Genomic DNA, 25,037 nt, shown 5'->3' on the forward strand with positions numbered 1-25,037 from the left:
ACACAAGTTACGAGCGATCACTCGTCGGCTCTGGTACACAGCACGCCTCTGTGATAATTTAAGAGAGTAATAAAGATACGTGCGCGTAGCGTGCCTTCGGCATCACCTTATCTAAAAATCATACTTTAATTCAGCAACGCCATAAAACTTAATTCTGGTATCTATTCTTTCACAAATTAGTCATAAGAAAATTACGTCATTGTTTTAATTGGTTTTCTTCCATTGTGTAATGTTCCATGTTCTTGAATCCCAAGCAGTTAAACTTACGCCTTGTAAATTATTAGCAATACCAACAACATCGGCACGATGAATAATAGGAATAACTGTTACATTTTCGATTAATAAATCATTTAATTGTTTAAAAATTATCGCTCTTTTTTCGGGGTTTAATTCCGTAATAACTGTTTGCAAAAGTTGATCATATTCAGGGTTACAATAACGAGAATAGTTGTCTCCTGACCAATTATTGCTTTTTTGGGGTATATTATTGCAAGTATAAACTTTAAAATATGGTGTAGGATCTGGATTATTACTACCAGTAGTAAACATTTGAACATCAGCAGAGAAATGCTCTACGGTATCGTTATTACTAGGATCGCTCGAAAACATTACACTAGCGTCAATGCTTTTTAATTCCACTTCAATACCTAAAGATTCCCAATTTTGTTTAATAATGGCTTGAGTTTTTTGCCGTAAAGAATTAACGGTTGTTTGAAATAACACTTTCATCTCTACACCATCTTTATCTCTAATACCATTACCGTTAGTGTCTTTCCATCCTGCTTCATCTAATAATTTTCCTGCTTTATCGAGGTTAAACTCAGAAGTCGTATTAGTAGAAACAAATTCAGGCGGTGCTAATAAAAAATTAGAAGTTGGTTTTCCTGTGATACCATATAATTGCTCGGTGATGGTATTTTTATCCACAGCTAAAGCAAAAGCCTGTCTAACTTTGACATTACTAAAGAAAGGATGAGGAAATTTTACACTAGATCTTTCACCTTCAGGAGTTTCTTTATTTGGATCAGTATAATTTAACAAAATTCGTTCACTATTAGATCCAAAGTTAGTAATTATTTTACCTTTATTTGCCTTGCTTAATTCATCTAAAATATTTGATTCTACTTGTAGATTGTAAGCAAAATCCGCATCTCCTGTTTGTAATACTGCTCTTGCGGCTGAAGTTGCATCACCTCCTCCTTTAATCTCAATCTTCTCAAAATTTAGGGTTTCAGGTTGGCGATAATAGGGATTTTTTTGATAAATTACCGAATCACCCGGCTTAAATTGTGATACAGCATAACCTCCCGTTCCTACAGGAAGAAGATTAAAAGGCGCTTCTCTAGCATTTTCGCCGTTATATTGAGCGTATAAATGTTCTGGTAAAATCATCCCTGCACCACCAACAAAAACAGAATACCATGCAGGAGTAACTTGTTTAAAAGTTATCTTAACGGTATATTCATCTAAGGCTTCCACATTTTTAACTACGGCATAATCACCACTATTAACGCTTCCTACCTTGGGATTATTGATAAATTGGTAAGTAAAAATCACATCCGAAGCAGTAAATTTTTCTCCATCAGACCACTTGACATCTTGTCGTAATTTCCAAGTTACTGATAAGCCATCGTTGGCAACTCCGCCATTTTCTACCGAAGGAATTATCTGCGCTAATACGGGAATTAATTTACTATCTGAATCAAATGTAGCTAAAGGTTCAAGGGTTATTCTACTAGCTTCTGAGTCTTTAAATCCAGTGGAAAGATGAGGATTTAAAATTGTTGGCGCTTGCCAGTAAATCATTTTTAATATTTTATTATTATCGGTATCAGAGGTAGTCGGATTATTATTTTCAGTAATAGCGGAAGGAGAATTACAACTAATAACCGTTAAACAGCTACTCACCGCTAGAATAAAATTAACCCGAGATTTTCTTATTTTCCTCATGATGATTTTTTTGTCTGATTTTACCAGTAATAAATAGTTTTAAAATAGGATTTTTTTTTACAATTATACAGAGTTTCAATACCTTAGATAATGTAATTTAATTAATCTTACTTATTTTTAACGATCTTATTCAGATATAATAATTTGAATGTAAATAAATTCTTAATTTCAGCAATTGCGAACTAAGTAATTAAAAGCTGATAAATAATAACTAAAAAAATTCCTAATTTCTAATTGTTAACCCTAATCTATGAAAAAACTTATCGAAGGTTTACATCGATTTCAAACAAATTATTTTGACACTCATAAAGATTTATTTGAAGAATTATCTCACGGTCAACAACCTCGTGTTTTATTTATTACTTGTTCTGATTCTCGTATTGATCCTAATCTTATCACCCAAGCTAATATTGGTGAATTATTTGTTATTCGTAATGCTGGTAATATTATTCCTCCTTTTGGTGCTACTAATGGCGGTGAGGGCGCTTCCATTGAATATGCTATCTCAGCTTTAGATATTGAACAAATTATAGTCTGTGGACATTCTCATTGTGGTGCGATGAAAGGTTTATTAAAAATGTCCAAACTAGCTGATAAAATGCCTTTAGTTTATGAATGGTTAAAACAAGCCGAAGCAACCCGTAGATTAATTATAGAGAATTATTCCCATGTCCCTGAAGAAGATTTATTAAACATTACTATCGCTGAAAATGTTTTAACTCAGTTAGAAAATTTGAATACTTATCCTGTTATTCGTAGTCGATTACATCAACGGCGACTATCCCTTCATGGTTGGATTTATAGCATTGAATCAGGTGAAATATTAACTTATGATTCTGTAGCCCATGATTTTGTTGATGTTGAAAATCGTAAAAATGATCCAGAATATCTTTATAATTTACATCCTAGTTGTTCTGTCTCTAAAACTGTTGGTTGTAAAATTTATCCTATGATAAAAAACGAAACACAAGAAGCAAAACCCGAAAAACCATCGGAATTAACCACCGAGAATATTAATATTCATCTACCTAAATCTAATCGTTTATCTAAAGAACAAGCAGAAAGAATTTATCGAGGTTCATCGTCATAATTAATATCTTGTTAACTTTTTACAATTAACTGATTTTATCCTCAATATTACATTTTATCAATACAAAAATTAAGGTTATTAAAAATCAATTGTTAAATTAATCAGGAATACTGAAGATTATTCTTGCTCACACTTTACCATAGAGAGAATAAAAACCATTATTAGCTATATGAGGATAGTAATTATATATGTACAAAAGAAAACAAGACTCAATTAATTTACAACAACAAGTTAATCAACTTTACATCATCGTCAAGCAGTTAGCGGAATATGTCGGTTGGGAAGGAGTAGAAAATATTTCATTGTCAGATTTAACAGTCAATTTACCCCTCAAATCTAATTATAATCATCACGAAAATAATCAAATTTTAAATAAACATCCCAAAAAGTTTAACCATCACAAAGATATTTTAACGGATGATGAAGATATTTATACACAATTATTAGACTATTCTCAAGTAGAAAATAATATTTCCTGTGATGAGCAATTATATCGTTTAACGGCACAATTAACCGCCGCTTATCATCGTATTGCTTCCCTTGAGGAAGAATTGTTAGCTCTTCGTAACCATAACGAAACTAGAAATAATGGCTTCTATCATGTGCAGTAATTCTTCTTTAGTTATACCTAATAAATGAGATGCGATCGCACTACCCCCTGCCCCAACTCCTTCTTTAACATATCCTTTTTCATAGGCTTGTAAATGAGAATAGCTTGAAGTGCTGAAATTCAAATCTGTTGCACACAAGGAAACGTTACCAATCAGATTACTTAAACCAATGGTGTCTCCCGTCAAATCTTCGGCTACCCAACGAGTTGTACCGATGATAATGTTTTCTAACTTAGCATCATGATAAGATGTGTTTTTTAGTGCTTTGATTAAAGCAAAAATTGCTAACATTTGTGTACCACCAGCTAACATAACTCCCATTTTTTTACTCGCACTTAACGCTATTCCTGCTACCACAATTTGCATAGGATCTCCCACGGCGGCTATAATTTGTAGAGGGTTTATCAGGTTATTTTCATTATTTAAACCTGCTTTTTTTAATCCTTCTTGCACTAAATCCCATTTTTGTTGATGATTACAGATGGGATGACTACTATTAACTTTTCCTCTACTATCAATTCCTAACGCTGTTAATACTGCTAACGCCGTAGTTGTACCTCCCACGACACATTCACTTAAAATGAGATAACTAGACTTTGCCTCTTTGGCTAAAATTTCTCCCCAATATAAACCTTGTTGATATAAATGCTTTACTACCTCTAAAGGTAAGGCTTTTCCACTAGAAACACAATTAGCAGGTTTTCCTTGTAAATCAATATTTTTCACCGAGGGTTTTTGTAATAATCCTGCATTAAAAAGATAAAGAGGTAGATTAAATTTTTCTACAACGGCACGACTGATAAAAGTAGGAGAAATACCCACCGTTAAAGACGGTAAAGGAAAAGTCGGATTTTTTTGAATACCATTAACCAAAAATTCTCCATCGGCTAAAGCTGTATAACGGCGAGATTCGGATGTAGCTCCTGCGGTAGAAATACCCTCTAATAAAGCAGTAGCAGTAAAGCCTAAAGTGCAGGTAAAAATAGGCAAACAACCTCTATATTGATTCAGCCATTTCTTTCCTTGTTCAATTTCTGTATAGATTTTAATATCTGGATGATCAATTATTGTCATTTTCTAACACATTTTGCCCGAATTTTAGGGAAGCTATCAAATATTTTTTATGAGTAAAAAAACGATGGCAAAACCCATTTAAAATTTTAAGTTATTCGTAATCTAAAATAGTTTTCATCCATTGGGGAGGGCGAGGAATAGGGTTATTGAGACGATCAAACATTAATAATCCTAGCAAATGAACCGTTAAACTATAAATAATATTATTGACTAATACGACTAATAAAATTAAAATTTGGATCATCATGGGAGTAGGTTCGGCTAAAATACCTAATTTAAGAAAAATCCAATCAGCTAAACTAGCAATTTGAGTAACAACATAAATCCATAAATCTTCCCCTAAAAGAATCGAAAATAGCCAAAAACGGAAGAAAAAACCGAAACAACCGATAACACTTGCCATGAAAATTGACAAATACCAATTACTATTATTTTTCCATAAAGCACCTAATTGTATTCCCATTAAACCATAAGGAATCAGATAAACAATACTACGAGGAGGACCCATTAGAATTGCTAACAATAAACCACAAACAATAGTAGTAATAATTGATGATCTTTTTCCTCGCCGTAAGTAAATTAAAGCGATAGGTAAAGGAAATAACATTTTCAAAAAAGGGCCTAAACGAAAATAATAATCAATCAACCAAATTAAACTAGCTGTACTCGCTAAAAATGCACTTTCAACTAAAGCGATAGTAGCAGGTTTAAATTTATAGGATTTTTGCTTAAGGGTAGAATAATTATTGTTTTCTGGATTAATGATTGAATTATGATCATCCTCATCTATCCAGTTAGAATTATCCTCGTTAAAGTCTTGATTTGAATTAGTCAATGGTTATTGGTTAATTAATAATTGCCTTACTTATTACTTATTATTTATCTGACGTTAGGGATAATAGACTGATTAAGTATTATAAAAGGTTTTAAGTTGTTAGGTTATGAAAAAACTGTTAATTATAAAGAATCGAATTTTAATAACTCTATAATCCTTATATATAAATAGTTTTAGCAATAATTATTTTTTACTAATACCCCAAACCTAATACCTAATACTTATTTATTTACTACCGTCACAGGAATACCTAAAGATACTAAATTAAATAATTGTTTAACATCTTTGTTTTTCATCCTAACACAACCATGAGACACGGCTTGACCGATTAAATTTTCCCCCGGTGTGCCATGAAAACCGATAAAGTTTTTTCCATCACTCCAAAAGCCAATCCAACGTTCTCCTAAAGGGCCATTAGGACTCGGAGGTACTACTTTTCCCGTCCAAGGATTTTGCCAGGAAGGATTTTCGATCATTTGGATAATTTTAAATTCTCCTTGAGGAGTTTCCCAGCCTTTTTTACCCACCGCTACAGGAAAAGTGGCGATGACTTGATCATCTTCATAAACCTGAACTCGTTTTGATGCTAATTGTAAAACTAACTTAACATTGGGCTTTTCATCGGCATAATATAAATATGCACCTTCATTTTTTAGCTTCGGAATAGCGGGTAAATCCATCTGTAGTAAATCTTGGTTCAGATCAGGTACAGAATCAGAACTATTACTAGGAGAAACATTAGTTAGACAAAAACCTAATGTAATTAGAGAAAAAAACAGTTTTTTACGGAAAAAACCATCAAAAGGATTGGATTTCATTTGTTGTCACTTAAGGGGAATGTACCGATAGAATAACAAGCTCAGAGACTATAAATTTTTACAGTTTCAAAGCTTTGTTGATGATAAATTTTATTTTATCCGAAAATTACCATAATCCTCTTATGGGTTGGTTATATTCTTGAACTTCTGGTTGAGGAGTATAAGTAGGTGCTGATTGCATCACAGGACGAGCGGGGATTTCTCTGGTGGTAGTAGAACTGTTCATAGATGCCCAAATAGCTGCTGTACGTTCATTTAAAGCTCCAGCCGAAGCATCTAATCTCTTATAACCATATTTTGATTGTAGTCGAGAGATCCATTGAGATTCAGCTTGTCCGACTAAATAATACTGTCCATTGTCTGCTTTACCGACTAGAACATCAGAACCGGGGCAAAAACCACCATTAGCATGAAAAACAACGCCATCTTCGGCACGAATAAACATGATACCACCACTTCTGCCGATTACTCGACCTAACATACTGTCTCCCCATTCAATTTGGGGTTGTCCCATATAAGTATTATGTCCTCTTAATTGACTTAATAATAATTCCGAAGAAGAACTTTCAGTGGTTTGAGGGTTAATTTCAAAGGCTTGAACTGGTTTAATGGTATTTGCACCTAGAAACAATCCCAAGGTTGCGACTGTCAAGTATTGAAGATTTTTAAAATTCATAAGCTACCTTCGCTATTTATTTTTATTGTGTTTACTACTTAGAATCATACTGATTTTTTTATCAGAATCATCATAATTTTGTAAAATTTAATATTAAATACTTATTTGATGAAGATTTACCTCTAACTCCTAATTTAAAAGTTATTTTGCCCACGAGCCTTTGATCAAGTAAACATACAATTAATTAATTTTGCCTACCTACTTATTGGCAATTTAGTGACTTTTACGCTTTAGCTTCATCGTTGACTAATTTACTCCAACCTAAATCTTTTAGATTGTTATTACGGCGTAACGGACGTGTTACTAATTCAAGAATATCACGAGCGTTAGTAAAACCATGAATTTGGGCAAAAGTGAACTCCACAGACCATTTTGTGTTAATTCCTCTGGCTTCCAACGGATTAGCGTGCGCCATGCCTGTTATCACCAAATCAGGCTTAATCTCTTTGATTCTCTGCAATTGATTATAATTATCAGGTTTTTCTACGATAGTAGGCACAGCTACACCCATTTCTTGACAAGTTTGAGCGAGAAAATCTAACTCACCTTTTTGATAACGTTTATCCATGTAAGGAATACCAATCTCATTAACTGTCATACCACACCGAATGAGGAAACGAGCAAGAGAAATTTCGAGTAAATTATCACCCATGAAGAAAACTGACTTACCCTTGATTATATCCACATAATCCTGCAAATTTTCCCAGATTTGAGCTTCTCTTTCCGCTAACCCTTGAGGCTCAACCCCAACCACGGAGCAGATTTTCTCAATCCATGCACGAGTACCATCAGGACCAATGGGGAAGGGTGCGCCAATTAATTTACACTTACGACGACGCATTAAAGTAGTAGCTGTGCGACTTAAAAAGGGATTCACCCCTGCAACGTAATAACCTTCATCGATAACAGGTAACTCGGTGTAACGTTTCGCAGGTAGCCAACCATCGATTTTTACTCCCTGTTTCTTCAATTCTAAGGTTAAATTGGTGACAACAGGATCTGGTAATGAACCAAATAACACTAAAGGCGGATGTGACTTATACTCATCATTGTTGGTATCTTCCGCTTTTTTACCAAAATTGAGCAATTTTTGAATAGCATTACGCTCGGTTTTTTCCGCTTCCTGTTTTACTTCCGATTCCTTTGGGCAACGATTCGCCATAGCTGCTAAAACCGTGTCTTCTCCTTGAGTGAAGGCATAATCTAAACCATTAGCACGAGCTACCACAATAGGAATACCTAACTCGGCTTCTAATTTAGGCGCAATACCTTCTAAATCCATTTTAATAATTTCGGTGGTACAAGTACCAATCCAAACGATAACGCTAGGATTGCGATCGCGCTTAATTTGGTCACAAAGGCGTTTTAACTCGTTATAGTCGTTAAGTTGAGCGGAAATGTCGGCTTCTTCTAATTCAGCCATAGCGTAACGAGGTTCAGCGAAAATCATTACACCCATAGCATTTTGGAGAAAATAACCACAGGTTTTAGTGCCGATAACGAGAAAAAAGCTATCCTCAATTTTTTGATATAACCAAGCTACGCAACTAATGGGGCAAAAAGTGTGATAATTGCCTGTTTCGCATTCAAATTTTAATTCGGGGGTAACGGGATTTTCTGTTGCTAAAGTCATGTTTTTATTCTTATTTATTATATTTATGTTTTATTTGTAAGTAATGAAATCTAAATGGTTATCCATAATTTTTGCTAAAAAAATTCAATGCTTTAATTACTGAGTCGCTTTAGCTGACTTATGCTATTAGCCTTGTCAATTTATTGCAAGGCAGGTTAATGATGTTGACTCTTAATTGATTGATTCATAATTTTGTTTAATTAATTAATTTGTGATGTATTTTCATCTCCCTAAGAAATAAATTTCATAGCTAATAGCATAAGTCAGCTAAAGCGACTAAATCTCAATCTCAAAAGAGAATTTTTTAGAGATTTTATTTTCGAAAATCATCTAAAAGTGAAGGAGGCTCAATAAATTGATTTTTTGCCTTTTCTTCTTTCCTTTTTTCGAGTTCAATTTTAGGATCAAAATTTAATCTTAATAATTCAACTATTTTTTCTGTATCAGAATTTGCCATAGATAAAAGTTGTATATAATCTTTCATTTTAGGTTCTAATAAAATAATAGTAGTAAGAATAATTAAACCATTAGGACGATATAAGTCTGGTGCACTTTGTCCGCCAGATTTATATTGGTAATTATCAATTCTAATGTTCTTACAAAAAGATAAATTATTTTCATAAAAGTCTAACCATTTATCTTTAATTATTGGTTTCAATTCTTCAAATTCTTCCACAATTCCCATATAAATTAAACTAAAAAACTATTCACTATCAACTATTAACTATTCACTAATTACACCATCATTAACTCTAATTCGTCTCTTTCTTGTTTGGGTGCATCTTCAGGAGGATTTAAGTAGTAATCTGAAAGTAATCCAAATAATTCACGATCAAGCGCTTCACTAGGCACAACTCCTTCGGGTAAGGCTAAAATTTGATCAGCTATATTCAGGTAATAATCACATACATAATCTAAAGAGGGATCTTTTTCTGCCATTTCAAACAAGGTTTTACCCTTAACTCTTGATACTCGGATGTCTTCGATAAGGGGTAATACTTCTAAAACGGGCATTGCCACATGGGAAATGTATTTATCAATCAAGTCACGTTTTGAGGTGCGATTACCGATTAAACCTGCTAATTTGAGGGGATGAGTACGCGCTTTTTCTCTTACGGATGCGGCGATACGATTGGCAGCAAATAAGGCATCAAAACCATTGTCAGTGATGATTAAACAATAGTCAGCATAATTCAGAGGTGCAGCAAATCCACCGCATACCACGTCACCTAAAACGTCAAACAAAATTACGTCATATTCATCAAAGGCGTTTAACTCTTTCAGGAGTTTTACGGTTTCACCCACCACATAACCACCACAACCAGCACCAGCAGGAGGGCCACCCGCTTCTACACAGTCAACTCCAGCGTAACCTTTATAAATAACATCTTCAGCCCAAATATCTTCATAATGAAAATCTTTTTCTTGTAATGTGTCGATGATGGTGGGAATTAAAAAGCCTGTAAGGGTGAAAGTACTATCATGTTTGGGATCGCAACCAATTTGTAATACTTTTTTACCACGTTTTGCCAATGCTGTGGAGATGTTGCAACTGGTGGTTGATTTGCCGATGCCGCCTTTTCCGTAAACTGCTAATGTTAAAGTCATTTTTTTATAATTCCTGAATTTATTTGCACTGATCGCATTATTGACTAAATTTTCGGAAATGAAAAGGGGTACTAATTTTAATTCTTATAGTAAATCAAAGCAAAATTAAGTATTAAATAGTATTAGTTAGTTTTATTAGTTTATTTGACTCTTAAAGTTGATTATTATTATTATTAAATTTTTGTTTATTTAATTAATATAATTGTGTATAAAAGCAAAAAAATGTAAACATATTTTGATACATTTCCTAAAATCCTTATGTTATATAGCTTTTTATCTTTATCGATGGCGATCGCTTATCAGATAAAATCATGAAAATAGGGGTTAAAAATCCCTTAAAAAACAGAATTGTTAATAATTGCTACAATATGTGATTTTAAGGGAAAAAAGAGTATAAATACTTAACTTTATAAGAATATTTATCTTAGTTGTGCGGTAGTAATATTTAAGTCTAATTTTTGTTCACCTCGAAGGATAGAAAACTTGAGACTTTGGTTAATACCGCTATTTTCCACTAATTGTTGTAATTGATTTGCGTCTTTAATAATTTGATTGTTAACCTTAAGGATTACATCAGCTCTACGAATACCACCTTTTTCGGCGGGTGTTTCAGGTAAAACTCTTACCACTAAAACCCCTTCCACTTCGGGAATTAAAAAAGTAGCATTAGCATCTCGGTTGTTTTCTCTAGCTAATTCTGGGGTAACTTTCACCATTTGAATGCCGATAGAAGGATGAGGAACTTCTTTCCCCTCAGCTAAAATTGTTTGTAATTGTTTAACTTTATTGATAGGAATAGCAAAACCAATACCCATAGCATCAGCACGAATAGCGGTATTTATGCCAATAACTTCTCCTTGTGCGTTCAAAAGTGGCCCTCCAGAGTTACCCGGATTAATAGCCGCATCAGTTTGTAAAAAGTCGATTCTTTTATCGAAAATACCAACTTCGGAAGAAGAGCGATGAAGAGTACTAATAATACCAAGGGTTACAGTATTGTCTAAACCTAGGGGATTCCCTACGGCGATCGCCCAATCACCTACTTTAACTTGAGAAGAATCACCCAAAGTGGCAACGGGTAAATTTTGCCCTTGAGAATTAACTTTAATGACGGCTAAATCAGTAATGACATCTGTGCCTTTGACTTCACCTTCAAAAATACGCCCATCTTTGAGGGTAACGGTAACTTTATCAGCATCACTAACCACATGAGCGTTAGTTAAAATAATACCTCGTGAGTCAACAATAAAACCAGAACCTAAACCCGTAACTTTCCTTTCTTGAGTCATGGAATTACGAAACCCATCCCCAAAAAATTGACGAAAAAAAGGATCTTCAAACATAGGCTCAATAGAGCGAGTAATGACCTTTTCTGTATCAATTCTTACCACAGAATCCCCTGTTTTTTCTACCGCAAGGGCAACAAAACTTTCCGTAGTAATATTAACAGGAATTTGAGCTTGAGCAGTTAAAGAGTTAATACCACTACCACTAAAAGCGATGATAACTCCCATACAAAGAGCGGAAAATAGATTAATAAATTGCCGAATATTCATAATATTAAGAAAGATGTAAAGATTTTATACTTTTCTTATCACAAGACGTTAAGAAATAAGATAATAGTTTCGCTGTTTCTAATCATTATTGTATAGAGAAGCCTTCTGTTTCTTTAAGAGAGTAAAGTAGTAGTGTTTTCCCTAATTAGTGATGACCTCTACCCATAACTCTAAATCTTGATCCCTTTGCCATTGGCGAGGATTCCGTGATCATATTAAAATCAAAAATAACTCTTTAAATTATCCATAAAAATCTTGTTTGGGAGAAAAAAATGTTACTAGATGCTGTAACTAATTTAATTAAAAATTATGACGTGTCAGGTCGTTATTTAGATCGTGATGCCATGGATTCCATAAAATCTTATTATAATTCAGGAACAAAAAGACTTCAGATTGCCTCTATCATTAACGCTAATTCCCCTGAGTTAGTGAAAAATGCTGGAAGACAATTATTTGAAGAAATACCCGAATTAATCCGCGCAGGAGGAAACGCTTATACCACTCGTCGTTACTCTGCCTGTTTAAGAGATATGGATTACTATCTTCGTTATGCTAGTTATGCTTTAGTAGCTGGTGATAATACTGTTTTAGATGAAAGAGTTTTACAGGGTTTAAGAGAAACTTATAATTCTCTTTGTGTTCCCATTGCACCCACTGTGCGCGGTATTCAAATCATGAAAGAAATGATCAAAGAAATGGCTTTAGAAGCTGGAATGGACAATGTTGATTTTGTCGATACACCTTTTGATCATCTTACCCGTGAATTGAGCGAAATTTCCATCTAATCCATTAATGTGCAATGGACAATTAGTCAATACTCATGGATTTGACACTCCCTCACTAAACCTACGGGTATAAATGGGGGATTCTAGTTTCACAAAATTCGTAACTGAAACCTCACTTTTGCCCTTCAAAATACTTTTTTTATATTCTCCTTAGTACTTAAAATATCTAATACTGAGATCTTGCACCAATACATTAATACCTAATAGTTAAAAGGGGAAAAATCAATTCTCTTATGGTTAGTATCAATTCTTATACTCATTACTCGTTACTCATTACTCATTACTCCCCCTCACCAGTGATTTTTAAACGAGGTGCAAGATCTGAGTAATATATTTATTAAAAATCTAGTTCTAGGAATGAAATCATTGTCTAATGTCAACACTGCCGAATTTAACTCTAGGTTTTTCTGATAATTATTATTTGTGCTTTTCTTGACAAAATTTTGTTTTAAGTCCAAAATCTCCTAATATTATTAATATCAAATTTTTGATACTCTCTTAATTTCTTCTTGTGATAATAAAAACTAGAGTCAAATAAGCCTATTTAACTGTTACTTTCTGTTGAATATTTATACAAGATTGAAAAACAATTCACCGTCATTAGTTATCAGTGTTATTATCGGATTGTCGTAACTATTTTTACAATTTTATACTAGGTAAAAGATTATGAATCATAAAACAATTTCCCCTGTAGTCCTAGTCATTCTGGATGGTTGGGGTTATCGGGAAGATAAACGAGATAATGCCATCGCCTTAGCTAAAACTCCAGTAATGGACAGTTTGTTAGAAGTTAACCCTAATACCCTCATTAACGCATCAGGTAAAGCAGTAGGATTACCTAACGGACAAATGGGTAACTCTGAAGTAGGTCATTTGAATTTAGGTGCAGGACGAGTTGTACCTCAAGAATTAGTAAGAATTTCTGATGCGGTGGAAGATGGTTCAATTTTCACCGAACCAGTTTTAAAAGAAATCTGTCATCAAGTGATCCAATCTCAAGGTAAATTGCATCTTATGGGGTTATGTTCCGATGGTGGTGTACATTCTCATTTAGATCATTTGATCGGTTTACTAGATTTGGCAAAATTACACGGTGTTGCGGAAGTTTGTGTCCATTTTATCGCCGATGGTAGAGATACCAAAACTCACGAAGGAATTAAGTATATTAAAGCTATAGAAGAACATATCCAAAAAAATGGTTTAGGTAAAATTGTTACAGTTTGTGGTCGTTATTATGCTATGGATCGTGATCACCGTTGGGATCGCATCAAAAGAGCTTATGATTTATATACAATAGATGGTGCGGGAGATGGTAGAAATGCCGTGCAAGTCATGGAAGATTCTTACGCACAAGATCTAACGGATGAATTTATCGAACCGACACGCATTGCCGAAGGTGCAATCAAAGAAGGAGATGGAGTAATTTTTTATAATTTTCGTCCTGATCGAGCTAGACAAATTTGTTATGCTTTTACGATGGATGATTTTGATGGTTTTGAGCGAGAAAAAATTAATAACCTCAGTTTTGTTACTTTTACTCAATATGATCCTAATTTACCTGTTAAAGTAGTTTTCGAGCCTCAACATTTAACAAATATTCTCGGTGAAGTCATCGCTAATGCAGGATTAAAACAATTTAGGACTTCAGAAACAGAAAAATATCCCCATGTTACCTACTTTTTTAACGGTGGTTTAGAGCAACCATTAGAAGGAGAAGATCGAGAATTAGTCCAAAGTCCGATGGTTTTAACCTATGATAAAGCACCAGCAATGTCGGCAGTAGAATTAACAAATATAGCATCTAAAGCTATTACTAAAGGTATTTATTCTTTTGTGGTTATTAACTATGCTAATCCTGATATGGTGGGACATACAGGAAAATTAGATAAAGCAGAACAAGCCATTGAAACCGTTGATACTTGTGTGGGTAAATTATTAAGAGCTATTAATCAAGTAAGCGGTACAACTATTATCACCGCAGATCATGGCAACGCAGAATATATGAAAGATGAAAAAGGAAATCCTTGGACTGCACACACCACAAATCAAGTACCTTTTATTTTAGTTGAAGGTGAAGGACGTAAAATAATAGGTCATGGTGGTAATGTGAAATTACGAGAAAATGGTAAATTAGCTGATGTTGCCCCCACAATTCTTGAGATATTACAGTTACCAAAACCGAAAGAGATGACAGGAGAATCTTTAATCGAAAAATCAGAATATGAAGTCAAAAAAAATCGTACTCCTGTGAGTATTTCCGTTTAATAAGTCCTAATGTTAAATAAAATCTAAATCGGCTTCCCTGAAAAAATATAAGTGATGAGGGTAGGTATTAGGTATTAGATATAATAGACTATGAAAAATATTAAATTTTATCAATTATGACTGTTTATCAATTAGTGCAAATTATTTGGGCTGTTTCTTGTGGATTATTAATAATTTTAGTATTGTTACATTCTCCTAAAGGTGATGGATTAGGAGGCATTGGTGGACAAGCTCAACTTTTTTCTAGTGTCAAAAGTGCAGAAGCAACTCTAAATCGAGTTACATGGATTTTAAGTTTAACTTTTATTAGTTTAACGGTGGTTTTAAGTGCTGGTTGGTTAAATAATTAATTAGGTTTTAGGAATTAGGTTTTAGATATTCAATTTGGAGGTTGAGAAACTGATTAAAAAGTTAGTAAAACTTGTTTTAAACCCTATCTTGTTAATATTTTTAGTAACTTTAATAGTGGTGAATTTCAGTCATTTTGTTCGGGCTGAAAATAATAATTTACCACCTTTACAAGTTCATCCTTTGCCTGTTTCTTTGCAAAATTGGACTTCTGACATTAAAGAAGATTATTTTAAAGAAATTGAGCCTCATTTAGCAGGTTATTTGATTTGGTCAATTTTTCCTGTTAAAGTTTATTTACAATCTCCTGATACTAATTTATCTCCTGCTGGTTTAAAGGATTTTCAACAATGGCAAAAAGCTGCTAACATGGCGATCGCCACATGGAATAGTTATATACCTTTAATACCCGTAGAAACTTCCGAAGATGCAGATATTTTGATTTATCGTCGGTATCCAGAATTTAAAGCCGAAATTAACCCAGAGACAGGATTATATAACCTTCCTAGGGCAAAAGCAGCAACCACAACGGTTAAATTTTACTTAACACAAACTAAACCTAGTCAATTACGTCATAGAATGACAATTGAAGTTAATCCTCATCAAACTTTTGACTATTTAATTACTAATATTACCCACGAATTAGGCCACGCATTAGGTATTTGGGGACATAGTTTACAAAAGACTGATGTAATGTATTATTCTCATACAAAAGAAATTCCTGCCATTTCTCCTCAAGATATAAATACCCTGAAAAAAATTTATCAACAACCAACTCGTTTAGGCTGGGATATTAATTGACAATGAGCAATGAAGGATAGACAATTATCAATTATCAATTATCAATTACAATCATGGGTTATTTTGATACATTAATCGACAAATTCACCGAAGATAAAGAATTAGAACAAGCCTTCGGAAAACATATACACTGGGGTTATTGGGAAAATCCTGCTACTGCTACTGGTACTTTAACGGATTTTGCTGTGGCGGCAAATAATCTTTCTAAATTAGTCATTGAAAAAGCTCAAATTAGTGATGGAGTGACGCTTCTTGATGCAGGTTGCGGTTTTGGCGGTACTATTAGCTTACTCAATGATACTTTTAGTAATTTAAAATTATTTGGCGTAAATATTGATAATGCACAGGTAGAAAGAGCAACAGCATTGATTAAACCACAAAATCATAATCAAATTCAATTTATTAATGGTAATGCTTGTGATTTGCCTAATTTTAGCGAATTATTTGACTATGCCATCGCCTTAGAGTGTATTTTTGCTTTTCCTAGTCGAGAAATATTCTTTCAACAAGTAAGAAAAAATCTTAAATCCTCTGGAAAATTAATTGTAGTTGACTTTATTATTAATCCCACAATTAGTAACTTTTGGACATGGTTTGAAGCTCAAGTTTTAAGCCGTTTAATTACCGACACTTATGGCTCAAAAGCTACAAATCAAGTAGAATTTATCGGGATAAAAGAATATGAACAAATAGCAAATAAAACAGGATTTAAACTAGATAAAGTAATTGATATTAATAAAAATGTTCAGCCAACTTATCCAGTCATTAATAAACTTATTGTTGATAATTTTAATGATTGGATGACAGCAAAAGGATTAGAAATATTTAGTAAATTTAACTTAATTAACTATCAGATTTTAGTTTTTAAATAATTAATTTTTAATAAAGATAAAAAAGGGAATGTAGATAAGATTATATATTGATAATTTTTTATTTTACATTCTCAATTTCTTCTATACCTTTAGAGATTAAAAGTCGTTCTCTTTTTTTCTTAGCAATATCTCTTAAACTAATAATTTTATCCGTTTCATCAACAATATCTCCCGTCAAAACTTCCAAAACATCTTCAAGGGTGACAACTCCAGAAACTCCTCCATATTCATCAATTACCACCATTAAATGTTGACGAATTTCTTGGAAATGTTTTAATAAATGATCCGCTTTAATTGTTTCGGGAACAAAATTAGCATTACGAACTAAATTAGCTACTTTTTCTTCTTGTTTTCCTTGAATAATTGCCGTTAATAATTCATTTTTAAAACCAATACCAATAACATCATCAATAGAGTCTTGAATAACTAAAATACGACTATGTTCAGATTTAATAATAATATCTTGACAGTCTTTTAAAAGAGTATCCCCCTTAAGGTAAGTAATAATAATTCTAGGAGTCATTAAATCTGCTGCGGAAAGATCATTTAAGTGAAAAACTCGGGTAATCATTTCTGCTTCATCGGCTTCAATTACTCCCTCATGACTACCAATATTAGTTAATAATTTTATCTCCATTTCGTTAGTAGTGGGTAAAACTTTTCCTTGAGTTAAAGGTTCAGTTACTTTCTCTAGTATCCAGACTAAAGGAGTTAAAATAAAGGTTAAAAATTGGATTGGTAAAGCTAAAATTATGGCAAAATTATCAGCATATCTTTGACCAATTGTTTTCGGTAATATTTCCCCAAAAATAATAATTAAAAAAGTTAATAATGCAGAAAAAATACCTAACAAGTTATTACCTAAAACCTGTGTTGCTAAACTACCAATCAAAATGCTACCAACAATGTTAAAAATGTTATTTAAAATAACCACAGTAGCAATAGGACGATTCATTTTTTTCTTGATTTTTAGTAAAGCTAAAGCACTAGCTTTTTTAGATTGTGCCCATTGTTTAACTTTAATATCAGAAACAGTTAATAATACCGTTTCAGCAAAAGAACAAAAAGCTGAACCCAATAAAACTATCATAACGATCAAGAAAAGGGTTAACATAATGGAGAATATTCAGAATTCGGTATTTTATATAAAATAATAAAAAATTAATAATAAACAATAATTAATAAATATTTTCAGAGAATTAATCGTTATGAAAAAATTATCAATTACTTGTGATCTTGTTAATTGTTAAATGTTAACTAAACTTTGACTTCTAAGGATTTTAAATATTCTGTATTAACTCCAGATTCCCGCACTAAAGCGATTTTTCCAGTACGGGCAATTTCTTTGATGCCAAATTTATTTAACATAGAAATAATTGCAACCATCTTACCTGGATCGCCCACGACTTCTAAAGTTAAACTATCTTCAGACATATCTACTACTCTGGCTCTAAAAATTTGTACAATTTGTAAAACTTCACTTCTAGTTTGAGAATTAGTACTGACTTTGACTAACATTAATTCTCTTTCTACACAGGGAATTTTAGTAATATCGGTAATTTTAATTACGTTTATAAGTTTATGTAATTGCTTAATTAGTTGCTCAATAGTTTCGTCATCATCGGGTACAACCATTGTAATTCTTGAAATACCCAACTGTTCCGCAGGGCCTACCGCCAAACTTTCAATATTAAAACCTCTACGGGCAAATAATCCAGCAATTCTAGTTAAAACTCCAGCTTCATCTTCTACTAATACAGAAATAGTGTGCTTCATTGATATTTAGATTCTCGATTCGTTAACAATAAAATATAAACTAATTTTTTCTACCTGCTAGACCGAAAGTCAAGTTATGGTTAATTGAATCTTCCATTGTATCAAAATCAACATCTCTAAGCTAGAGTAAAAAAATAACACTATAAATACCTCAGTGAACTATAAAATTGTTTAGTGAGATTAGTAAATAGGAGAGAGGAGTTAGGATATAAGAGAAATAATTATAAATAAAGCTCTTAATCTTGCCTTGATCAGAAAATTAAGTTTTATTTCAAGTTTCTAAGTAATTCAGGTATGATAAACAAAATGATCTCTTTTATAAAAGAAGAAACCTCGGCTTAAACTATATTTAAACTTCAATTGATAAAATTCAAGAATGGAAGAAAAACTGCCCCAGCATAGAATGCAGATTACTGATGATCTCGATAAATTATTACAAATTTTACCTGTCACTATTCGCCAATCCGTAGAACAACATCCTCAGAAAAGTTCTTTAATTGAGATTGTTTTAGACTTAGGGAGAAAACCTGAAGCGAGATTTTCAGGACATAATTGTTACCTAAGTGATAACTTAATCAGTAGAGAAGATTTAGAATATTGTGTGGCTAGAGTCGGTCATTTTAGTGCCGATAATCGAGCTGGAATTGAATCTACCTTACATCGTATTAGTGCTATTCGTAACCGTCAAGGAAATATTATCGGCTTAACTTGTCGTATCGGTAGAGCGGTTTTTGGTACTATTTTGATGATTCGAGAATTAGTTGAAAGTGGTCAATCTATTTTACTATTAGGTCGTCCCGGAGTAGGTAAAACTACTGCTTTAAGGGAAATTGCTAGGGTTTTAGCGGATGAATTAGAAAAAAGAGTTGTAATTATTGATACTTCTAATGAGATTGCAGGAGATGGTGATGTACCTCATCCCGCCATTGGTAGAGCAAGAAGAATGCAGGTAGCTCATCCTGAATTACAACATCAAGTGATGATTGAAGCGGTAGAAAATCATATGCCTGAAGTGATTATTATTGACGAAATCGGCACAGAATTAGAAGCTCAAGCCGCCCGAACTATTGCTGAAAGAGGTGTACAATTAGTTGGTACTGCCCATGGTAATTACCTCGAAAACTTAATTAAAAATCCCACCCTTTCCGACTTAATCGGCGGAATTCAATCCGTTACTTTAGGAGATGAAGAAGCTCGTCGCAGAGGCTCTCAAAAGACTGTTTTAGAGCGAAAAGCTCCTCCTACTTTTCAAATTGCCGTAGAAATGTGGGAACGTCAAAAATGGGTCATTCATGAAGAAGTCGCTCAAACCGTTGATCATCTTTTACGAGGTAAACAACCAATTCCTCAATTACGTCAAGTTAACGATGAAGGGGAAGTATCCATAACTAGAGATCCTTCCTTAGCACCACAAACGGCTTTAACAACGGTACAAAATTTAGTAGAAATTCCCATCAAGCCTAGCGGTTTAAGAGCTTCAGGAAAAATGATTCCTCTTTCTTTAACTCATCAACAGCCGAATCTTGATTTTGAGGAAATGTTAGATCAATCTTGGTATCAGTCAGAGGAAATAACTGAAAAAGTCCGCATTCCAGGACCTAATGGGGAAGATTTCCCTATTTATGTTTATCCTTATGGTATCGGTAGAACTCAGTTAGAGCAAGTAATTGGGGTGTTAAGAATGCCTATTGTTTTAACTAAAGATTTGGATGATGCTGATGCGGTTTTGGCTTTGCGATCGCAAGTTAAACATCACTCAAAATTGATGCAATTAGCAAAAGATCGTCAAGTACCCATACATAGTATCAAATCTAATAGTATTCCACAAATAACTCGCACTTTACGACAGTTAGTCAATATGGACAACCCTGAAACTAATGAAGCTGAAGATTTACGGTTGTTTAGTAAAGCAGGAAATGATGATGAAATCGAGGCTTTAGAAGAAGCAAGATTAGCCGTTGAGCAAATTGTCATACCCCAAGGGCAACCTGTGGAGTTATTACCGAGAAATTCAAAAGTAAGAAAAATGCAACATGAATTAATCGAACATTATCGATTACGTTCAGATAGTTTTGGTGACGAGCCAAATCGTCGTCTGCGTATTTATCCTGCATAAATTAGGAGTTAGGACAGAGGAGTTATGAATTTACCCTTGTCCTTGATTTCATGTCTTTAACTAACTTTTTTTAATTATTTTTATAACTAATTATAATTTGAATTAAGTAAAAGTGTTATCAAGTTTTTTACAAAAGTAATGACAATCATAATATGCTGCTGTGCGATCGCCATAGTTGATCAGGGGGAAATATTTTAGTAAACTTTATGTTATATTTAGAATTAATTTGGTAATAATAGGTTTGTAACTTACAATTTTTATCTCAATAAAACAGGAGATAACTTAATAATTTATCATAAAAACATAACTATAAACCAGATTCTAATAGGGCTTGATTTAACAAATCTGATAAATTTTCTAATTCTGCCCAATACTTTAAATAATTAAAATCTAAGTCTGTTGATTGCACTTTTAAAACCCCTAAAACATCTCGCCATTGACGCTCAGAAATTTTATTCCCATCACGATACCAAATTAATTTTTGTAGAATAATATCTTCTGGAGTTGCTAAATATAAATAACTACCATTTTCTGTTACTGTTTGTAAAGTTCTTCTTTCTATTTCCGTTTGAATTAAAGAGCTTTGATTCGGGATAAAAATATCAATTTTTTCACTGGTAAAAAAATGAATTAGATTAAAACAAGATTTATTAATAATAGCCTGTTTAACTGCTTCTTCACTAAGATAAAATAAAGGGTCAACTTTAGCAATAAAATTATCAATTTTTTCTACTTTTAAATCAGCTACTAAATCAAGATCTAAAGTAGCACGACTTTCACCCCATAAAGAACTCGCCACCGAACCTTCCACAAAATAAACTATATCTAAACTTTCTAATATTTCTGCTATTAATAAAGCCAATTCTATGGGATTACCAATCATAATATTTTCATCTTTTTTTCTATCAATAATTAAACTACTTATTTCCTCTCCCAAAATAATTTTTGTATAGAATAATTTTTGTTCTTGAGGAGTAAATTGGGGATATTTATTTTTGATTCCTTGTAAAGTTAATTGACGACAACCTTGAGTAATGCTAACGGTTAATTCAACTTTTTTAATTAAAGGCATTTGTTTCCATATAGAACATTGTAAAAAATCAACTTCTATACTGGTATCTCTTGACTGAGATCGATATTTTTTTGGAATAGTTAATAAAGGAATTTTAGGCATAATTTAGAAAAAAGTTACATTTATAACTCGAAGTTTTGATGAATTTAACTAATAGGTTTTGGAAGACAAAAAAATTTATAGTAAAATTGTAACTCTAATTCAAAGATATTCAGCGAGATCCATTTTCAGATTTAGGAAAACCAGAGGCATTAAAACATAATTTATCTGGACTGTGGTTTCGACGAATTAATCAAGAACATCGTCTAATTTATCAAAAATTGTGATTATATCTTGCAAGTTTCATTACTAAGTTGTAGTGTGGGACAATGCCCACTAAATTTAAGGGATTACTTCAGGCTCAATCACTGATATGATAAATTGCACACAGTAATAGATATAAACAAAAAATTCATCATGACAAGCATCCAACAACGAGCCGAGTTACAACGCCAGATTTGGCAGATTGCCAACGATGTGCGTGGTTCTGTGGATGGTTGGGATTTTAAACAGTATGTTTTAGGTACTTTATTTTATCGGTTTATTAGCGAAAACTTTGCTAATTACATTGAGGGGGGAGACGAAAGCGTCAACTATGCCCAACTGACTGATGATGTCATCACCACCGACATCAAAGACGATGCCATCAAAACTAAAGGTTACTTTATCTATCCCAGTCAACTTTTTGTAAATGTTGCCACTAACGCCCACCAAAACCCTAACCTCAACACTGACTTAGCCAACATCTTCTCTGCCATTGAAACTTCAGCTAATGGCTACCCCTCAGAACATGATATAAAAGGCTTGTTTGCAGACTTTGATACTACCAGTAATCGTCTAGGCAATACCGTTGTTGATAAGAATACCCGTCTAACTGCCGTACTAAAAGGGGTTGCAGGACTTAGTTTTAGGGAGTTTCAGGAAAACCAAATTGATTTGTTTGGCGATGCCTACGAGTTCTTAATTTCCAATTACGCTGCCAATGCTGGGAAATCAGGAGGAGAATTTTTCACACCTCAAAGTGTCTCTAAACTCATTGCTCAACTGGCAATGCACCAGCAAACAACGGTTAATAAAATTTATGACCCCGCCGCAGGTTCAGGTTCATTATTATTACAGGCTAAGAAGCACTTTGACGCTCATATCATCGAGGAGGGCTTTTTTGGTCAGGAAATAAACCACACTACCTACAACCTCGCTAGGATGAATATGTTTTTGCATAACATCAACTACGATAAGTTTAATATAGCACTAGGTAACACCCTATTAGAGCCACATTTTAGGGATGAAAAACCCTTTGATGCTATTGTTTCTAATCCCCCTTATTCAGTCAAATGGATTGGTACAGATGACCCCACCTTAATCAATGATGAACGTTTTGCTCCAGCAGGGGTATTAGCTCCTAAATCTAAGGCTGACTTTGCTTTTGTACTCCATGCCCTCAGTTATTTATCTAGTAAAGGACGTGCGGCGATTGTTTGCTTTCCGGGTATCTTTTATCGTAGTGGTGCAGAGCAGAAAATACGCAAGTATTTAGTAGATAATAATTATATTGAAACAGTTATTTCCTTAGCACCCAACCTCTTTTTTGGTACTTCCATCGCTGTTAATATTTTGGTACTGTCTAAACATAAAACCGATAATAAGACTCAGTTCATTGATGCTAGTAGTTTGTTTAAGAAGGAGACTAATAATAATATTCTCACTGATGAACACATTGAGCAAATTATGCAAGTGTTTGACACTAAAGCTAATATAGAATATTTTGCTAAATCTGTGGCGTACAAGGCGATTTCTGACAATGACTATAATTTATCGGTAAGTTCTTATGTGGAAGCTGAAGACACTCGTGAGGTAATTGATATTACTAAGCTCAATGCTAAACTAAAAACCACTGTTGCTAGAATTGACCAGTTACGTAGTCAGATTGATGATATTGTTGCAGAGATTGAGGGATAGGGGGACACATTATGATATTAACCAATAAATTAAACATCACTAATCAAGTTGAATTGGCAAAGGCTGAGGAAAAAATCAGTAAACAAAAGGCTAAACAACTATTTGACTCTGGGGATATTACTAAGGTAGAGGTTGGCACATTTGCAGGACTTGCTTTCATTCATGGCTATTTATTTGGCGATATTTATGACTTTGCTGGAAAAATCCGTAAGGTGAATATTGCTAAGGGTAATTTTCGTTTTGCTCCGTTAATGTATTTAGAACAATCCCTCAAGCATATTGACGCAATGGCTCAGGATAGTTTTGATGAAATTATTGAGAAATATGTAGAAATGAATATCGCCCACCCATTCCGTGAGGGTAACGGACGTGCTTCCCGTATTTGGCTAGATGTCATGCTGAAAACAGCAATAAAACAGGTTATTGACTGGAATTTGGTGGATAAAGAGGAGTATCTTTCTGCAATGCAACGCAGTGTAGTTAAAGACGTTGAAATCAAAGTTTTACTACAACAAGCTCTCACTGATAAGATTAACGACCGTGTTATTTTTATGAAGGGGATTGATGTCAGTTATTACTATGAGGGCTATAGTCAATTCAAAACTGAGGAGCTTTAACTATGAACCAGATTAATAATTTACTTCAAGATGTTACGGTGGAATGGAAGGCTCTGGGGGATTGTACTATCATTAGAAGGGGTCAACGAGTAACAAAGAATGAACTAGCTTTAGAAAAAAAATATCCTGTTTATAGTGGTGGAGTTACACCAATGGGATATTTTGAAAAAAGTAATCAAAGTGCTAATACAATCACTATAGTAAAATATGGAACTGCAGGCTTTGTTAATTTTATTACAGAAAAATTTTGGGCAAATGATGTGTGTTATTGCATAAAACCATCTGGGATTTTGAATAATAAATTTTTATTTTATGTTCTCAAAAGCAAACAAAAATATATTCAATCACAAGCCACTAATGCTATTCCTGCTCACTTGCCAACAGAAGTTATTTCAAAAATCCGGCGTTGCTGAATTAAGGTATGATTTTTAGATAAAGGGGTCAAATTATCAAAAATAAAAAAATGATACAATGTCCAGAGTGCGGGTCTAAACATATTCACAAAAATGGAATTAAAAAAGGAAAGCAAAATCATC

The 25,037-nt window shown here is 33.4% G+C and carries 23 protein-coding genes and 1 pseudogene; 12 read left to right on the top strand and 12 right to left on the bottom strand.

Going from position 1 to position 25,037, the window contains the following annotated elements; all coding sequences use genetic code 11:
* Positions 1–204 precede the first annotated feature (204 nt).
* Positions 205–1,950, bottom strand: coding sequence for a peptide ABC transporter substrate-binding protein (locus tag ACEW8E_RS02530; RefSeq protein ID WP_373478766.1), 1,746 nt, complete (start codon positions 1,948–1,950; stop codon positions 205–207).
* A 250-nt stretch (positions 1,951–2,200) separates the two neighbouring features.
* Here ACEW8E_RS02530 and ACEW8E_RS02535 point away from each other — a divergent pair, with 250 nt between their 5' ends.
* Both ACEW8E_RS02535 and ACEW8E_RS02540 read left to right on the top strand, forming a co-directional pair.
* Complete coding sequence (locus tag ACEW8E_RS02535; protein ID WP_373478767.1) at positions 2,201–3,040, top strand: carbonic anhydrase; 840 nt, start codon at positions 2,201–2,203, stop codon at positions 3,038–3,040.
* A gap of 188 nt (positions 3,041–3,228) precedes the next feature.
* Positions 3,229–3,651: a hypothetical protein gene (locus ACEW8E_RS02540; RefSeq protein ID WP_373478768.1), complete on the top strand. Its 423-nt coding sequence runs from the start codon at positions 3,229–3,231 to the stop codon at positions 3,649–3,651.
* On the opposite strand, the gene cobT is transcribed toward ACEW8E_RS02540, so the two are convergent.
* The 8 genes from cobT to ACEW8E_RS02580 form a co-directional block, all read right to left on the bottom strand.
* The gene (gene cobT / locus ACEW8E_RS02545; protein WP_373478769.1) at positions 3,595–4,725 is read right to left on the bottom strand and encodes a nicotinate mononucleotide-dependent phosphoribosyltransferase CobT; all 1,131 of its coding nucleotides are present in this window, start codon (positions 4,723–4,725) and stop codon (positions 3,595–3,597) included. The two genes, ACEW8E_RS02540 and cobT, sit on opposite strands and share 57 nt — an antisense overlap.
* A 91-nt stretch (positions 4,726–4,816) precedes the next feature.
* Positions 4,817–5,560 (bottom strand): DUF2232 domain-containing protein, encoded by a 744-nt coding sequence (locus ACEW8E_RS02550; protein WP_373478770.1) that lies wholly within the window; start codon positions 5,558–5,560, stop codon positions 4,817–4,819.
* Positions 5,561–5,781: 221 nt separating this feature from the next.
* Complete coding sequence (locus tag ACEW8E_RS02555) at positions 5,782–6,378, bottom strand: L,D-transpeptidase (protein ID WP_373478771.1); 597 nt, start codon at positions 6,376–6,378, stop codon at positions 5,782–5,784.
* 106 nt (positions 6,379–6,484) lie between these two features.
* Positions 6,485–7,054 carry a hypothetical protein gene (locus ACEW8E_RS02560; RefSeq protein ID WP_373478772.1) on the bottom strand — a complete coding sequence of 190 codons (570 nt, stop codon included), beginning with the start codon at positions 7,052–7,054 and terminating at the stop codon, positions 6,485–6,487.
* Positions 7,055–7,277: 223 nt separating this feature from the next.
* Positions 7,278–8,687 (bottom strand): ferredoxin:protochlorophyllide reductase (ATP-dependent) subunit N, encoded by a 1,410-nt coding sequence (locus ACEW8E_RS02565; protein ID WP_373478773.1) that lies wholly within the window; start codon positions 8,685–8,687, stop codon positions 7,278–7,280.
* Between the two features lie 313 nt (positions 8,688–9,000).
* Positions 9,001–9,372, bottom strand: coding sequence for a DUF5331 domain-containing protein (locus ACEW8E_RS02570; protein WP_373478774.1), 372 nt, complete (start codon positions 9,370–9,372; stop codon positions 9,001–9,003).
* Positions 9,373–9,422: 50 nt separating this feature from the next.
* Positions 9,423–10,295: a ferredoxin:protochlorophyllide reductase (ATP-dependent) iron-sulfur ATP-binding protein gene (bchL, locus tag ACEW8E_RS02575; protein ID WP_373478775.1), complete on the bottom strand. Its 873-nt coding sequence runs from the start codon at positions 10,293–10,295 to the stop codon at positions 9,423–9,425.
* A gap of 419 nt (positions 10,296–10,714) precedes the next feature.
* On the bottom strand, positions 10,715–11,851 hold the full coding sequence (locus tag ACEW8E_RS02580) for an HhoA/HhoB/HtrA family serine endopeptidase (protein ID WP_373478776.1): 1,137 nt from the start codon (positions 11,849–11,851) through the stop codon (positions 10,715–10,717).
* Positions 11,852–12,123: 272 nt separating this feature from the next.
* Between ACEW8E_RS02580 and apcB the strand changes: the two genes are divergently transcribed.
* The 5 genes from apcB to ACEW8E_RS02605 all read left to right on the top strand — a co-directional run bounded on the left by apcB (position 12,124) and on the right by ACEW8E_RS02605 (position 16,922).
* Positions 12,124–12,636: an allophycocyanin subunit beta gene (apcB, locus tag ACEW8E_RS02585; protein WP_373478777.1), complete on the top strand. Its 513-nt coding sequence runs from the start codon at positions 12,124–12,126 to the stop codon at positions 12,634–12,636.
* A gap of 666 nt (positions 12,637–13,302) precedes the next feature.
* Positions 13,303–14,901, top strand: a complete 1,599-nt coding sequence (gene gpmI, locus ACEW8E_RS02590; protein ID WP_373478778.1) for a 2,3-bisphosphoglycerate-independent phosphoglycerate mutase — start codon at positions 13,303–13,305, stop codon at positions 14,899–14,901.
* Between the two features lie 116 nt (positions 14,902–15,017).
* Complete coding sequence (secG, locus tag ACEW8E_RS02595) at positions 15,018–15,251, top strand: preprotein translocase subunit SecG (RefSeq protein ID WP_373478779.1); 234 nt, start codon at positions 15,018–15,020, stop codon at positions 15,249–15,251.
* 115 nt (positions 15,252–15,366) lie between these two features.
* A complete protein-coding gene (locus ACEW8E_RS02600; RefSeq protein ID WP_373478780.1) occupies positions 15,367–16,050 on the top strand; it encodes a matrixin family metalloprotease in 684 nt (227 codons plus the stop codon).
* A 53-nt stretch (positions 16,051–16,103) separates the two neighbouring features.
* Positions 16,104–16,922 (top strand): cyclopropane-fatty-acyl-phospholipid synthase family protein, encoded by an 819-nt coding sequence (locus tag ACEW8E_RS02605; RefSeq protein WP_373478781.1) that lies wholly within the window; start codon positions 16,104–16,106, stop codon positions 16,920–16,922.
* Positions 16,923–16,980: 58 nt separating this feature from the next.
* On the opposite strand, the gene ACEW8E_RS02610 is transcribed toward ACEW8E_RS02605, so the two are convergent.
* Both ACEW8E_RS02610 and ilvN read right to left on the bottom strand, forming a co-directional pair.
* Positions 16,981–18,036: a hemolysin family protein gene (locus tag ACEW8E_RS02610; RefSeq protein WP_373478782.1), complete on the bottom strand. Its 1,056-nt coding sequence runs from the start codon at positions 18,034–18,036 to the stop codon at positions 16,981–16,983.
* Positions 18,037–18,179: 143 nt separating this feature from the next.
* On the bottom strand, positions 18,180–18,698 hold the full coding sequence (gene ilvN, locus ACEW8E_RS02615; protein WP_373478783.1) for an acetolactate synthase small subunit: 519 nt from the start codon (positions 18,696–18,698) through the stop codon (positions 18,180–18,182).
* 376 nt (positions 18,699–19,074) lie between these two features.
* Between ilvN and ACEW8E_RS02620 the strand changes: the two genes are divergently transcribed.
* Entirely contained in the window at positions 19,075–20,814 is a 1,740-nt protein-coding gene (locus ACEW8E_RS02620; RefSeq protein WP_373478784.1) for a R3H domain-containing nucleic acid-binding protein, read from the top strand.
* Between the two features lie 307 nt (positions 20,815–21,121).
* Here ACEW8E_RS02620 and ACEW8E_RS02625 read toward each other — a convergent pair whose 3' ends face one another.
* On the bottom strand, positions 21,122–21,988 hold the full coding sequence (locus ACEW8E_RS02625; protein ID WP_373478785.1) for a hypothetical protein: 867 nt from the start codon (positions 21,986–21,988) through the stop codon (positions 21,122–21,124).
* Between the two features lie 58 nt (positions 21,989–22,046).
* Here ACEW8E_RS02625 and ACEW8E_RS02630 point away from each other — a divergent pair.
* From ACEW8E_RS02630 to ACEW8E_RS02645, 4 genes and pseudogenes are all read left to right on the top strand, one after another.
* Positions 22,047–22,238 (top strand): annotated as a pseudogene (locus ACEW8E_RS02630) (Txe/YoeB family addiction module toxin).
* A 104-nt stretch (positions 22,239–22,342) separates the two neighbouring features.
* Positions 22,343–23,884 carry a type I restriction-modification system subunit M gene (locus ACEW8E_RS02635; RefSeq protein ID WP_373478786.1) on the top strand — a complete coding sequence of 514 codons (1,542 nt, stop codon included), beginning with the start codon at positions 22,343–22,345 and terminating at the stop codon, positions 23,882–23,884.
* Between the two features lie 11 nt (positions 23,885–23,895).
* Complete coding sequence (fic, locus tag ACEW8E_RS02640) at positions 23,896–24,501, top strand: protein adenylyltransferase Fic (protein WP_373478787.1); 606 nt, start codon at positions 23,896–23,898, stop codon at positions 24,499–24,501.
* Between the two features lie 2 nt (positions 24,502–24,503).
* The gene (locus tag ACEW8E_RS02645; RefSeq protein ID WP_373478788.1) at positions 24,504–24,914 is read left to right on the top strand and encodes a restriction endonuclease subunit S; all 411 of its coding nucleotides are present in this window, start codon (positions 24,504–24,506) and stop codon (positions 24,912–24,914) included.
* The last annotated feature ends 123 nt before the right edge of the window (positions 24,915–25,037 follow it).

The sequence above is a fragment of the Geminocystis sp. genome (genome assembly GCF_041753295.1).
GTDB lineage: Bacteria > Cyanobacteriota > Cyanobacteriia > Cyanobacteriales > Cyanobacteriaceae > Geminocystis.

Excerpts from the sequence above, each read along its gene's own strand:
- ACEW8E_RS02530 (WP_373478766.1), bottom strand. The coding sequence starts at position 1,950 with ATGAGGAAAATAAGAAAATCTCGGGTTAATTTTATTCTAGCGGTGAGT.
- ACEW8E_RS02535 (WP_373478767.1), top strand. The coding sequence starts at position 2,201 with ATGAAAAAACTTATCGAAGGTTTACATCGATTTCAAACAAATTATTTT.
- ACEW8E_RS02540 (WP_373478768.1), top strand. The coding sequence starts at position 3,229 with ATGTACAAAAGAAAACAAGACTCAATTAATTTACAACAACAAGTTAAT.
- cobT (WP_373478769.1), bottom strand. The coding sequence starts at position 4,725 with ATGACAATAATTGATCATCCAGATATTAAAATCTATACAGAAATTGAA.
- ACEW8E_RS02555 (WP_373478771.1), bottom strand. The coding sequence starts at position 6,378 with ATGAAATCCAATCCTTTTGATGGTTTTTTCCGTAAAAAACTGTTTTTT.
- ACEW8E_RS02560 (WP_373478772.1), bottom strand. The coding sequence starts at position 7,054 with ATGAATTTTAAAAATCTTCAATACTTGACAGTCGCAACCTTGGGATTG.
- ACEW8E_RS02565 (WP_373478773.1), bottom strand. The coding sequence starts at position 8,687 with ATGACTTTAGCAACAGAAAATCCCGTTACCCCCGAATTAAAATTTGAA.
- ACEW8E_RS02570 (WP_373478774.1), bottom strand. The coding sequence starts at position 9,372 with ATGGGAATTGTGGAAGAATTTGAAGAATTGAAACCAATAATTAAAGAT.
- bchL (WP_373478775.1), bottom strand. The coding sequence starts at position 10,295 with ATGACTTTAACATTAGCAGTTTACGGAAAAGGCGGCATCGGCAAATCA.
- ACEW8E_RS02580 (WP_373478776.1), bottom strand. The coding sequence starts at position 11,851 with ATGAATATTCGGCAATTTATTAATCTATTTTCCGCTCTTTGTATGGGA.
- apcB (WP_373478777.1), top strand. The coding sequence starts at position 12,124 with ATGTTACTAGATGCTGTAACTAATTTAATTAAAAATTATGACGTGTCA.
- gpmI (WP_373478778.1), top strand. The coding sequence starts at position 13,303 with ATGAATCATAAAACAATTTCCCCTGTAGTCCTAGTCATTCTGGATGGT.
- secG (WP_373478779.1), top strand. The coding sequence starts at position 15,018 with ATGACTGTTTATCAATTAGTGCAAATTATTTGGGCTGTTTCTTGTGGA.
- ACEW8E_RS02605 (WP_373478781.1), top strand. The coding sequence starts at position 16,104 with ATGGGTTATTTTGATACATTAATCGACAAATTCACCGAAGATAAAGAA.
- ACEW8E_RS02610 (WP_373478782.1), bottom strand. The coding sequence starts at position 18,036 with ATGTTAACCCTTTTCTTGATCGTTATGATAGTTTTATTGGGTTCAGCT.
- ilvN (WP_373478783.1), bottom strand. The coding sequence starts at position 18,698 with ATGAAGCACACTATTTCTGTATTAGTAGAAGATGAAGCTGGAGTTTTA.
- ACEW8E_RS02620 (WP_373478784.1), top strand. The coding sequence starts at position 19,075 with ATGGAAGAAAAACTGCCCCAGCATAGAATGCAGATTACTGATGATCTC.
- ACEW8E_RS02625 (WP_373478785.1), bottom strand. The coding sequence starts at position 21,988 with ATGCCTAAAATTCCTTTATTAACTATTCCAAAAAAATATCGATCTCAG.
- ACEW8E_RS02635 (WP_373478786.1), top strand. The coding sequence starts at position 22,343 with ATGACAAGCATCCAACAACGAGCCGAGTTACAACGCCAGATTTGGCAG.
- fic (WP_373478787.1), top strand. The coding sequence starts at position 23,896 with ATGATATTAACCAATAAATTAAACATCACTAATCAAGTTGAATTGGCA.
- ACEW8E_RS02645 (WP_373478788.1), top strand. The coding sequence starts at position 24,504 with ATGAACCAGATTAATAATTTACTTCAAGATGTTACGGTGGAATGGAAG.